Raw genomic sequence first — 11,917 nt, forward strand, 5'->3', positions numbered from 1 at the left:
TGGAGTTAATGGACGTTTAGTGGGGCCCGGGGGGGGGGTTTTGCTGTTTTGGGTGGGTTCTCTGCAGGGGGCCGAGGGAAGGGGACCTTCACGAGCTAGCCGCCGGCTGCAATGAAGGACTCCTTCATCGCAAAATTTGCTATGAAAGGCCCCTTCATTGCACGCGTGGCCCGCAACTCCCGACGGCACGCGGACGAGCGAGTCACTAGCGTCAGCGCGCCAGGTCGGCCACCAACTCGTACGACCGCACCCGGTCCGCCTGGTCGTGCACCATGGTCGTGATCATCAGCTCGTTCGCGCCCGTGTCGGTGAGCAGTGTCTCGAGTCCCTTGTGGACGGTCTCGGGCGAGCCGATGATGCTGCTCGCGGCCCGGTCCTCGATGAACACGCGCTCGATGTCGGTGTACGGGTAGGCCGCGGCCTCTTCCGGTGTCGGAAGCGGGATGGGGCGGCCTTTGCGCAGGCTGAGGAACGTCAGGCCGCTGGGGGCGGCGAGGTACTGGGCGCGTTCGTCGGTCTCGGCGGCGACCACGGAGACGCCGAGCATCACGTACGGCTCGTCCAGGACGTCCGACGGTTTGAACGCGTCGCGGTAGAGCGCCACGGCGGGAAGCGTGTTCTCGGCGCTGAAGTGGTGCGCGAACGAGAACGGCAGGCCCAGTTCGCCCGCCATCCGCGCGCTGAAGCCGCTCGACCCGAGCAGCCACACCGGCGGCTTGTTGCCTTCGGCGGTGACGGCGTTGACCGCGCGCTGGTCGGAGTGCTCGAAGTAGGCCAGCAGTTCCGCGAACTGCTGCGGGAAGTTCTCCGCGGAGAGTCCGCCGGGGCCGCGCAGCGCCAGCGCGGTCCGCTGGTCGGTGCCCGGCGCGCGGCCGATGCCGAGGTCGATCCGGCCGGGGTGGAATGCCTCCAGGGTGCCGAACTGCTCGGCCACCACCAGCGGCGCGTGGTTCGGCAACATGACCCCGCCGGAGCCGACCCGGATGCGTTCGGTGGCGGCGGCGACCTGGCCGATCATCACGGCGGTCGCGGAGCTGGCGATCCCGGGCATGTTGTGGTGTTCGGCGAGCCAGTACCGGTGATAGCCGAGCGCCTCGGTCCGGCGCGCGAGGTCGAGGGTGTTGCGCAGTGAGTCGCTCACGCCGCCCCCGGCCACGACGGGCGAGAGGTCGAGCACGGACAGCGGGATGTCAGGCAAAGAGGTCACGCATCGGTACAACGCGCCGGGTCCCCGATCCCTTCCCGCGCCTGTCGATCGATCGAAATTAACCGACTCGATGTACCCGGTACTCGGCGGAGTCCCCCCGTTTCCACGGTACGGTTGCCCCCGAATGCGACCGTGGGAAAACCACTGAAAAGAAAGGATTAAGGGTGCCGCGTCCGGAGCGACCTTTGGACCCCGGGGACGATCCGTTACTGGAGTTCGCCGCCGATCTCCGGCGTCTGCGGGAGAAGGCCGGAAATCCGACGTACCGCGAGCTGGGCAGGCGTGCCCACTACTCCGCGGGCACCCTCTCCGAAGCCGCCGGCGGGAAGAAGATGCCCAGCTTGGCGGTCACGTTGGCCTACGTCCGGGCGTGCGACGGCCCCGAGGAGGAGTGGGAGGCCCGCTGGCACGACGTGACCGAGCGGACGCGCCCCGGAGTCAGCGATTCACCGGTTGCCCCACCGAATGGGGAATCGGCCCCTTATATCGGTCTGACCGCATTCGGACCGGACGACGCGAGCCGATTCTTCGGTCGCGAACGACTCGTCCGAAAACTCGTGACCAGGCTTTCGGACCAACGATTCTTGGCGGTTCTGGGCGCTTCCGGTTCCGGTAAGTCGTCCTTGCTCCGGGCGGGTCTGCTCCCGGCCGCGGACGAGACGTCCGTGACCCTGCTGATGACCCCCGGTTCGCGGCCGCTGCAGGAGTGCGCCGTCCAGTTCGGCGCCGCGCTCGGGCTCGCGCCCGGCGGGCTGCTCGCCGAGTTCACCGCACATCCGCGCAACCTCGGCCTCGCCGCCCGTCAGCTGGTCGCCGACCGCGAGGGTGACGTCGTGCTGGTCGTCGACCAGTTCGAAGAGGTCTTCACGCTGTGCCAGGACGTCGACGAGCGGGCCGCCTTCCTGTCCGCGCTCGTCACCGCGACGACCGGACCGGAGAGCCGGACCAGGGTCGTCCTCGGCATCCGCACCGACTTCTACACGCACTGCGCGCGGCATCCCGAGCTGGTCGAGGCCATGCAGGACGCGCAGATCCTGGTCGGCCCGATGAGCACCGAAGAGCTGCGGCAGGCCATCTCGCGGCCGGCCATCGACGCCGGGTACCGCGTCGAGAACGCGCTGGTCTCGCGGCTCGTCGCCGACGCGACCGGACAGCCCGGCGTGCTGCCGCTTCTCTCGCACGCGCTGCTGGAGACGTGGCGCCGCCGCCACGGCAACACCCTCACCCTCACCGGCTACGAATCCACCGGCGGCATCGAACGGTCGGTCGCGCAGACCTCCGAGCACACCTTCACCGCGCTGAGCGAACACCAGCAACGGCTGGCGAACCAGATCTTCCTCCGGATGACCGCGCTCGGCGAAGGCACCGAGGACACCAAACGCCGCATCACCCGCGACGAGGTGGACGCGGACGACCCGGACGTCGCCGTCGTGCTGGACAGGCTGGCGTCGTCGCGGCTGGTCACCCTCGACGACAACGGCATCGAGATCGCGCACGAGGCGCTGATCCGGGGCTGGCCGCGCCTGCGCGAGTGGCTCGCCGAAGACCGTGAGGGCCTGCGCGTGCACCGCCAGCTCACCGAGGCGACCGACGCGTGGGAATCGGTCGGCCGCGACGACGGCTGGCTCTACCGCGGCGCGCGGCTGTCCATCGCCAGGGAATGGGCGGGGGAGCACGACAGCGCGCTTTCCCAGCGTGAACGCCGGTTCCTCGACGCGAGCGTGGCGATCGAGAACCACGAACAGACCGTCGCGCGGCGACGCACCAGGAGGTTGCGCCAGCTGGTCGCGCTCCTGGCCGTGCTGCTGGTGCTGGCGACGGCCGCGATGGCGTACGCCGTGCGGGCCGAGCAGACCGCGACGAGCCAGCGCAACAACGCCCTCGCGCAGAAGGTCGCCGGGCAGGCCATCGAGATGCGGACGACGAATCCGGCGCTGGCCGCGCAGCTCGCGCTGGCGGCGTACCGCGTCGATCCGAGCGTGGACACCCGCGGCAGCGTGCTCGGGATGTTCGAATCGCCGTACTCGACCCGGGTCAGCGGACACGGCCACCGCGTCAACGCGGCCGCCCTGCGCGGCGACGGCCAGGTCCTGGTGACCGGCAGCTGGGACCACACGGCCAAGCTGTGGGACGTCGGCGATCCCCATCGCCCGAGGGAACTGGCCACGTTGTCCGGGCACACCGAGAACGTCAACTCGGTGGCGTTCGGCGCGGGCGTGGTCGCGACGGCGGGCTGGGACAAGACCGTGCGGCTGTGGAACGTCGCCGATCCGGCGAAACCCGGGCCGGGCGTGGTGGCCGGGGAGCATCCGAGCCGGGTCAACGCGGTGGCGTTCAGCCCGAAGGCGGCGGTGCTCGCCACCGCGGACGGCGGCGGCACGGTGCGCCTGTTCGACGTCCGCGATCCCGCGAAACCGGTGCTCGCGGCCACCCTCGCCGGGCACACCGGCAACGTCAACGGTCTCGCGTACGCCCCCGACGGGCGGACGCTCGTCTCGACCGGCGCCGACAAGACCGCGCGGCTGTGGGACGTCGCCGACCCGCTCAAGACCAAGCCGCTCGGCGTGGTGAACGGGCACACGGCCGGGGTCCACTCCGCGACGTTCGCCCCGGACGGCCGGACGCTCGCCACCGCGAGCATCGACCAGACCGCGCGCCTGTGGAACGTCGCCGACCCGATGGCGCCGACGCCGCTGGGGACGATGGCCGCGCACAGGACCATCGTGCGGTCCGTGGGGTTCAGCCCGGACGGGACGACGCTGGTCACCACCGGTTTCGACCGCGCCGCGCGGCTGTGGGACATCACCGATCCGGCGAAGCCGCGCGAGAAACCGGCGCTCGTCGGGCATACCGCGGCCGTGGTCTGGGCGGTGTTCTCGCCGGACGGCCGCACACTGGTGACGGCGAGCGACGATCAGACCGTGCGGCTGTGGGATCTGCCGGGGCCCGCGATCAGCGGCCCGGCGAGGTCGGCCTGCCGGGCGGTCTACAGCTCCGACGGGAAACTGCTGGCCACCGGCAGCCAGGACGGCGTCGTGCGCCTGGTCGACGTCGCCGACACCCGGAACCCGCGTGAGCTCGGCAAGATCGCGGGCTTCGGCCAAGGTGTCTGCGGTCTCGCGTTCAGCCCGGACGGCCGGACGCTCGCCGCCGGCTCCTGGGACCACACGATGCGGCTGATCGATGTCACCGATCCGCGGAAGCCGGTCGACACCGGCGTCTTCTACCGGCCGGAGGAGGAGATCGACCCGGTCGCGTTCAGCCCGGACGGCCGGACGCTCGCGACCGCGGGCAGCGGGCACACGGTGAAACTGTGGGACGTGGCCGACATCCGGCGGCCCGTCGAACTCGCGACCCTCACCGGGCACGAGGACGACGTCCATTCGATCGCGTTCAGCCCGGACGGCCGCACCGTGCTGAGCGGCGGCTGGGATCACACCGCGCGGCTGTGGGACATCTCGATGGCGAAGGCGCCGAAGCAGCTTTCGGTGCTGGAGGGACATTCCGACACGGTGTTCTCGGTGGCCTACAGCCCGGACGGCAAACTCGCCGCCACCGGAAGCGCCGATCGCACCGGCAGGCTGTGGGACGTGACGAATCCGGCGGCGCCCCGGCAGGCGGCGCTGCTGTCCGGGCACACGGACAACGTCATCTCGGTCGCGTTCGGCGGGGCCGGGAAGACGCTCGCGACCGGCAGCTACGACCGGTCCGTGCGACTATGGGATGTCTCCGATCCCGGAGCGGTCCGGGAATCGGCGAACCTGACCGACGACGTCGATCGGGTCAACGCGGTGGCGTTCGCTCCCGACGGGCACACCCTCGCGGGCTCCGTCGCGGACGGCAGCGTGCGGTTGTGGGAGACCAGCCCCGAACGGGCCGCCGAACGCATCTGCGCGACCGTGTACCCGCGGATCACGCCCGACGAGTGGGAACAACACCTGCCGGGGCTCGATTACCGGCCTCCATGCCCGTGACCACGGCCGATCCGTTGTTCGGCGTTGTTGTTCGGTGGATCGGCCGTGACACCGAACAACGAAGAGGCGCTAGAAATACCCCTGGACGTGCGATGCGTCCCCACATCGTTCACTCACCGGGGGTCTGAAGGGCTCCTTCAGGGCATTCACCAGTGTCCTGAAGGAGCCCTTCAGCTTTTTCACGCACGTCCCGTCACGCAATTCGGCACCAGGTTGCGGTAGTCGGCGATGCGAACTACCGCAACCTGGTGCCGAATTGCGGGGGGAGTGCGGGAGTCAGGCGGCCGGGATCCAGTCCGGGTTCGAGGCGAGGACGGTCAGCTGCTGGGTCGCGCGGGTCAGCGCGACGTACAGCACGCGGCGTCCGGTGGTCGACTCCGTGATGAGGTCGTTGGGCTCCACCAGGACGACGGCGTCGTATTCGAGGCCCTTGGAGTCGAGGCTGCCGACGACCTTGAGCCGCTCGTCCGAAAGCCCTTCGAGCCAGCCCTCGACCTCGGGCACCCGGTCCATGGCGGTGATCACGCCGACGGTGCCTTCGACGGCCCCCATCAGCTCCTTCACCGCGGCCTGGGTGGCCGCCTCCAGCCCGGCGGCCTCGACCGGCCGGACCTCCGGCGTGATGCCGGTCTGCCGCACCGCGCGCGGGAGCTCGTCGGCCTCGGCGTGCCCGGCGACGACCTTCGCGGCCAGGTCGAAGATCTCCGCCGAGTTCCGGTAGTTGGTGCGCAGGGTGAACCGGCGCCGCGTCGTCTTGAGCCCGAAGGCCTGGTCACGCGCCATCGCGGCCTCGGCCGGATCCGGCCACGAACTCTGCACCGGGTCGCCGACCACGGTCCAGCTCGCGTACTTCCCGCGCCGCCCGACCATCCGCCACTGCATCGGCGAGAGGTCCTGCGATTCGTCGACGACCACGTGCGAGTACTCGTCGTAGTGCTGGGGCCGGGTCGGGGCGCCGCCGCGTTCCGGGTTGACCTCGATGCTCTGCCTGCCCTTGCGCCGCTTCGGCGGCTCGCCGATCAGGACGCGCAGCTCGTCGAGCAGTGCGACGTCCGCGATGGTCCAGCCGCGCGAACGGTCGGCGAAGTCGGCCGCGAGCAGGCTGATCTCGTTGCGGTTGAGCAGGCCCTTCGCCGCGGCGGCGAGCCGCTTCTCCACGCCGAGCCACCGCAGGATCTGCGCCGGGTACAGGATCGGCCACCAGACCACCAGGAACCGGTGGAACTCGATGCGCTCGCCGAGTTCGCTGATCAGCTCGGCCTTGTCGATCTGACGGCCGTCGTCCTTCGCGTGCTGGTCGGCCTTCGCGGCGAGCGCGTCGAGCAGCAGTTCGGCGGCGCGGATCCGCGACCGGTTCGGTGGCCCGCCCGCGGTGTGCACCTTGCGGCGCACCTTGTCGAGTTCGCGCGCGTTCAGCCGCAGCACCTCGCCGCGGTAGACCATCTTCATGTCCTCGGGCGCGTCCTCCGGCGTGTCCCGCAGCGCGCGCAGCAGGATCTTGCGCATGCGCAGCGATCCCTTGATCGCCGCCAGCGGCGCCGGGTCCTGACGGGTCGCTTCGAGACCGTCGAGGACCTCGCCGAGCGCGCGCAGTTCGACGTTCGTCTCACCCATCGACGGCAGCACCCGCGAGATGTAGCTGGTGAACACCCCGGACGGGCCGATCACCAGCACGCCCGCGCCGCCGAGCTGGCGGCGGTGGCGGTAGAGCAGGTACGCCGCCCGGTGCAGCGCGACCGCGGTCTTGCCGGTGCCGGGGCCGCCGGTGATCTCCGTGACCCCGCGCCACGGTGCTCGGATGACCTCGTCCTGTTCCTTCTGGATGGTGGCGACGATGTCCCGCATCTTCTCGCCACGCGATCGCCCGAGCGCGGCCATCAGCGCGCCTTCGCCGACGATCTGCATGTTCTCGGGGACCGCGTCGGCGATCAGGACGTCGTCGTCGACATCGAGCACGTTCTGGCCGGAGCACCGGATCACCCGGCGCCGGACGACGTCCATCGGCTCCTCGGCCGTCGCCTGGTAGAACGCCGCCGCCGCGGGCGCGCGCCAGTCGGTGACGAGGTTGTCGAACTCGGCGTCGCGGATGCCGAGACGGCCGACGTAGATGTGGTCGTTGTCGAGATGGTCGAGCCTGCCGAAGACCAGGCCTTCGTACTCCGCGTCGAGGGTCTGCAGGGTCTGATTGGCGTGGTACACCATCATGTCCCGTTCGAACAGCATCGACGCCTGCTCGAAGATCGCTTCCCGCCCGGCGCCATGGCCGATTTCATAGCCCTTGGTACGCATGGCCTCAGCCTGGGCTCGCAGTTCGGCGAGCCGGGTGTAGACCGTGTCCACATGGGCTTGCTCGATGGCGATCTCGGCCCGTCTGACCCGAGGTTCGGACACGCAACGCTCCTAAACGCTTCTATCGCCTCCGAGGGCGAAGGACGACTCTACGCGAGCTGGGCGGCGGCTTCACCAAGTCCCGGCCAACGTCACGGCCGAAGGCGTTGAGGCACGATGCTCCAATGACCAGGATCGTGGCGGGGACCGCGGGCGGCAGGCGGTTGAAGGTCCCTCCGAAGGGCACGCGGCCCACGTCGGAACGCGTCCGCGAGGCGCTGTTCAACGCGCTGGAGGTCGCCGGCGAGCTCCAGGGGACCCAGGTCCTCGACCTTTACGCCGGTTCGGGCGCGCTCGGGCTGGAGGCGTTGTCCCGCGGCGCGGCGGGCGCGCTCTTCGTCGAACACGACAGGCGCGCGGTCGAAGTGCTCAAGGGGAACGTCGCCGCGCTGGGGCTCGGCGGCACGGTCCGCGCCGGGACCGTCGAATCCGTCGTCGCCGCTCCGGCGCCGGAAACATTCGACATCGTCCTCGCGGACCCGCCGTACGCTGTCGATTCCACCCGCCTGGGTGAGGTCATGGCCGCGCTCGCGGCAGGCCGGTGGGTCGTGGACGGGGCGCTGGTGGTGATCGAACGGGCAGCGCGGGACGGTGAACCGGACTGGCCGCCCGGCTTCGAACCGATGCGCACGAAGCGCTACGGCGACACCGCGCTCTACTGGGCGGAATATCAGATGTGAGACGGCGCACTGATGAACGCGCAGGGGTCCCTTCTCCTTGGTAGCGTCCGCGCATGCGGCGTGCGGTCTGTCCCGGGTCCTACGACCCGGCCACCAATGGACATCTCGACATCATCGAGCGGGCGGCCAAGCTGTTCGACGAGGTCGTCGTCGCGGTGGGGGTGAACAAGAGCAAGAAGGGCCTGTTCACCACCGACGAGCGGATGGACATGCTGCGCGAGATCACCGCGAAGCTGCCGAACGTGCGCGTGGATTCCTGGCAAGGCCTCCTGGTCGACTACTGCCGCGAGAACGACATCATCGCGGTCGCGAAGGGGCTGCGGTCGGTCAGCGACTTCGACTACGAGCTCCAGATGGCGCAGATGAACCGTGAGCTGACCGGGCTCGAAACCCTGCTGATGGCGAACAACCCGGCGTACGGGTTCGTGTCGAGCTCGCTGGTCAAAGAGGTCTCCGCGCTCGGGGGCGACATCGAGCACCTCGTCCCGCCGATAGTGTTCAAACGCCTCATGGAGAAGCACTCCGAACGAGGTTGACCCGAACGGCCGAAGCCGTTGGTCGGTCAACGGTGAACGGCGGTGAAGAGTTCATCTCGGCGCCTTCTGGTGAATACACGATCGGGTTACGGTCCGAAAATGACCAACAAACGATCGCGGATCGCCGCCGCGCTGCTCGTTCTGCTTGTCAGCTTCTTCGGCGGGGTGAGTGCCGCGCAGGCCACTGCCGCCCCCGTCTCGATCCAGCAGAACCCTTGTGGGGATCTCACCGGGTTCAAGCACGTGTCGCTTTCGTCGCTGCCCGCCGAGGCGACGACGACCTACAACCTCATCCAGAAGGGTGGCCCGTTCCCGTACCCGGACAAGGACGGCACGGTCTTCTCCAACCGCGAGAACATCCTCCCGAAGTGCGCTTCGGGCTACTACCGCGAGTACACGGTCCCGACGCCGGGTTCGCCCGATCGCGGTGCGCGCCGCATCGTCACCGGCAACGCCGGCGAGCACTTCTACACCGCCGACCACTACAAGACCTTCTCCGTGATCGACGCCGACGGCACGCCCGCTCCGAAGTGCGGCGACACCTCGAAGCTGGCGAAGGCCGGCTACTCGACGCTGTCTTCCGCGGCGAAGTCCGTGGTGGACAAGGCCCGCGGCGGCGCGACCGGCACGGTCTACGAGAACCGCGAAGGTGTGCTGCCGTCGTGCGCCGCCGGTTACTACCAGCTGTTCCCGGTGGGCACGAGCGACCGCGTGATCTCCGGCAAGGGCGGCGAGATCATCTACACGCCGGACCGTTACGCCACCTTCAAGCTGGTGAACCTCGACGGCTGATCCGCTCATGCAACATTTCGTGCCTCCCCGTCCGTGAGATACACCGGAACACGGACGAGGAGGCACGATGCGGTCTGGGGACGATGCGAGCTTCAGGGAGTTCGCCAGGGACAAGGCGCTACCGCTCAGGCGGACGGCGTATCTGCTCTGCGGCGACTGGCATCTCGCGGAGGATCTGGTCCAAACCGCGCTCATCAAGCTCTACCGGGTCTGGCCGAAGGTCCGCCGGAAAGGGCCCGTCGACAACTACACGAGGCAGATCCTGATGCGCTGCTGGCTCGACGAGCGGCGACGACCTTGGCGGAGCAGAGAGAACCGCGACGGCGTCGTCCCCGAAGAGCCCGCCATCCCGGCCGATACCGGGGTCTCGGATTCGCTGCTTCACGCCCTCGCCGAAGTTCCGCCGAAACAGCGCGCCGCCGTCGTGCTGCGCTACTGCGCCGATCTCCCGGTCGCGGAGGTCGCCGTCGCGCTGCGCTGTTCGGAAGGGACGGTCAGGAGCCAGGCCGCGCGAGGGCTCGACGCCCTCCGCGCGGCCCTGCAGAGACAGCACGACGCGGCTGTCTCCGGGAGGAGCGCGTGATGGACGAACTCGAAAACAGGCTGCGCGGGATCAAACTGGCCGAGCCGCCGCTCGGCTTCGACCCGGACGAAGTCGCCGGGACGGCGGCGAAGAAGGTGCGGAACCGGCGGGCGGTCGCGGTGACGGGGGCCGCGACGCTGGCGATGATCGCCGCGGCCGTGGTGGTCGTGACGCCAAGGGAGAGGCCGGTGGAGGTGACACCGGCCGCGCCCCCGAGCCGGGCCGAGCAGAAGGCACGCGATCTCCAGCACCTCAAGGACGTGCTGCCGGGTATCCTGGCCGGCGCGAAGGACATCTCCGTCCGGGATTTCGTCCAGGTGAACGACTGGGACCTGATGACCTCGGAGGTCAAGTACACCGACACCGCCGGGGTCAGACGGCAGATCAACCTCACGATCAGCGGCCCGGTGACCACGAAAGAGGGCTATCCCCGCCAGGGCTACTGCGAGCCGGGTCGGCGGGGGGACGCCATCGGGCCCGACCGCAAGCCGATGCGGTGTGAAGAGCTGGTCACGCCGTCGGGGACACCGGTGGCGATCTCCGAGACCACGCCGAAGAACATCGACCAGTTCGGCGAGCCGATCGTGACCGGTCAAGGCGTTTCGACCGGCAAGGTCACCGGCCGCAACGCGATCGCCTGGCAGCCGGACGGCGGATCGGTCAACGTCGGAGACCTCGGTTCCTGGGACGCGCCGCAAGCCGGACCGTCGCTCACCGACGAACAGCTGGTCAAGCTCGTCACCGACCCGGCCTTCACGTTCCGGTGATCATGTCGCGCGGTACCGGCGGGGACACGCCCGGTACCGCGCGCTTTCACCCCTTACGGCGGCGATGAGGGCAAACTGATCTCAGGGAATGTGGGGATCGCTGTAGCAGTAGGTAGGGAGTGGGCCGTGTACCGGGTTTTCGAGGCGCTCGACGAGCTCGTCACCATCGTGGAGGAAGCCCGCGGCGTGCCGATGACCTCCAGTTGCGTCGTGCCACGCGGGGACACCCTCGAGTTGCTCGACGACATCCGCGACGCCCTCCCGGGTGAAGTCGACGACGCGCAGGACGTCCTGGACAAACGCGACCAGCTGATCCAGACCGCCCGCACCGAAGCGGCGGAGACGATCACCACGGCGAACACCGAGGCCGACCGCACGGTCGCCGACGCCCAGGCCGAGGCCGAGCGCATCCTCGCCGACGCCCGCGCCCGCGCCGAGCAGATGATGAGCGACGCGCACGGCGAGGCCGAGCGCATGGTCGCCGCCGGACAGGCCGAGTTCCAGAACCTCACCGACCGCTCCCGCGCGGAGTCGGAGCGGATGATCCAAGCCGGCCGCGACGCCTACGAGCGCGCCATCGAGGACGGCCGCGCCGAACAGGCCCGGCTCGTCGCCCAGACCGAGGTCGTCCAGGCCGCGCACGGCGAGGCGGCCCGCATCGTCGACGAAGCGCACGTCGAGGCCGACAAGCAGCGCAGCGACTGCGACGCCTACGTCGACGGCAAGCTGGCCGAGTTCTCCGAACTGCTGGCGACCACGCTGCGGACGGTCGACTCCGGGCGCAACCACCTGCGGTCCCCGGTCAACCTGCCGGGCAACAGCCGGACGTCGCTGTACGACTACCAGTCTTAATCTCTCAAGTACATGAAGGCCCCCTTCACCGCGCTAGGCGCAAGGGGTGGATTCCAGGGGTTGTTGCAACACGGGTGATCATCTGGTTTCGGTGAGGAGTTTAGTTAAGCGCTCGGCTGGGGTGTCCCAGTCGAGCGT

Annotated in this window: 9 protein-coding genes; 7 read left to right on the forward strand and 2 right to left on the reverse strand. The window is 69.4% G+C overall.

Annotated elements, in window-relative coordinates; genetic code table 11:
* Positions 1 to 211 precede the first annotated feature (211 nt).
* Positions 212 to 1,207: an LLM class flavin-dependent oxidoreductase gene (locus tag ACIHAO_RS42720; protein ID WP_396568034.1), complete on the reverse strand. Its 996-nt coding sequence runs from the start codon at positions 1,205 to 1,207 to the stop codon at positions 212 to 214.
* A gap of 185 nt (positions 1,208 to 1,392) precedes the next feature.
* Here ACIHAO_RS42720 and ACIHAO_RS42725 point away from each other — a divergent pair, with 185 nt between their 5' ends.
* Positions 1,393 to 5,181, forward strand: a complete 3,789-nt coding sequence (locus ACIHAO_RS42725) for a helix-turn-helix domain-containing protein (protein WP_396568050.1) — start codon at positions 1,393 to 1,395, stop codon at positions 5,179 to 5,181.
* Positions 5,182 to 5,457: 276 nt separating this feature from the next.
* Here the strand turns inward: ACIHAO_RS42725 and ACIHAO_RS42730 are convergent, their stop codons facing one another.
* A complete protein-coding gene (locus ACIHAO_RS42730; protein ID WP_396568036.1) occupies positions 5,458 to 7,572 on the reverse strand; it encodes a HelD family protein in 2,115 nt (704 codons plus the stop codon).
* 122 nt (positions 7,573 to 7,694) lie between these two features.
* On the opposite strand from ACIHAO_RS42730, the gene rsmD reads away from it, so the two are divergent.
* From rsmD to ACIHAO_RS42760, 6 genes are all read left to right on the forward strand, one after another.
* Positions 7,695 to 8,249: a 16S rRNA (guanine(966)-N(2))-methyltransferase RsmD gene (rsmD, locus tag ACIHAO_RS42735; protein ID WP_396568038.1), complete on the forward strand. Its 555-nt coding sequence runs from the start codon at positions 7,695 to 7,697 to the stop codon at positions 8,247 to 8,249.
* 53 nt (positions 8,250 to 8,302) lie between these two features.
* Positions 8,303 to 8,785, forward strand: a complete 483-nt coding sequence (gene coaD / locus ACIHAO_RS42740) for a pantetheine-phosphate adenylyltransferase (RefSeq protein ID WP_396568040.1) — start codon at positions 8,303 to 8,305, stop codon at positions 8,783 to 8,785.
* A gap of 99 nt (positions 8,786 to 8,884) precedes the next feature.
* Positions 8,885 to 9,577, forward strand: a complete 693-nt coding sequence (locus ACIHAO_RS42745) for a ribonuclease domain-containing protein (RefSeq protein ID WP_396568042.1) — start codon at positions 8,885 to 8,887, stop codon at positions 9,575 to 9,577.
* A gap of 67 nt (positions 9,578 to 9,644) precedes the next feature.
* Entirely contained in the window at positions 9,645 to 10,160 is a 516-nt protein-coding gene (locus ACIHAO_RS42750) for an RNA polymerase sigma factor (protein ID WP_396568044.1), read from the forward strand.
* Complete coding sequence (locus ACIHAO_RS42755) at positions 10,160 to 10,927, forward strand: hypothetical protein (RefSeq protein WP_396568046.1); 768 nt, start codon at positions 10,160 to 10,162, stop codon at positions 10,925 to 10,927. Before ACIHAO_RS42750 ends, ACIHAO_RS42755 begins: the two co-directional genes overlap by 1 nt.
* A gap of 126 nt (positions 10,928 to 11,053) precedes the next feature.
* On the forward strand, positions 11,054 to 11,779 hold the full coding sequence (locus ACIHAO_RS42760) for a DivIVA domain-containing protein (RefSeq protein ID WP_396568048.1): 726 nt from the start codon (positions 11,054 to 11,056) through the stop codon (positions 11,777 to 11,779).
* The last annotated feature ends 138 nt before the right edge of the window (positions 11,780 to 11,917 follow it).

It is taken from the genome of Amycolatopsis sp. NPDC052450 (assembly GCF_044547565.1).
Classification (GTDB): Bacteria; Actinomycetota; Actinomycetes; order Mycobacteriales; family Pseudonocardiaceae; genus Amycolatopsis.

Bases quoted from the DNA above. Each gene is read 5' to 3' on its own strand.
- rsmD (WP_396568038.1), top strand. From the start codon at position 7,695: ATGACCAGGATCGTGGCGGGGACCGCGGGCGGCAGGCGGTTGAAGGTC.
- coaD (WP_396568040.1), top strand. From the start codon at position 8,303: ATGCGGCGTGCGGTCTGTCCCGGGTCCTACGACCCGGCCACCAATGGA.
- ACIHAO_RS42745 (WP_396568042.1), top strand. From the start codon at position 8,885: ATGACCAACAAACGATCGCGGATCGCCGCCGCGCTGCTCGTTCTGCTT.
- ACIHAO_RS42755 (WP_396568046.1), top strand. From the start codon at position 10,160: ATGGACGAACTCGAAAACAGGCTGCGCGGGATCAAACTGGCCGAGCCG.
- ACIHAO_RS42750 (WP_396568044.1), top strand. From the start codon at position 9,645: ATGCGGTCTGGGGACGATGCGAGCTTCAGGGAGTTCGCCAGGGACAAG.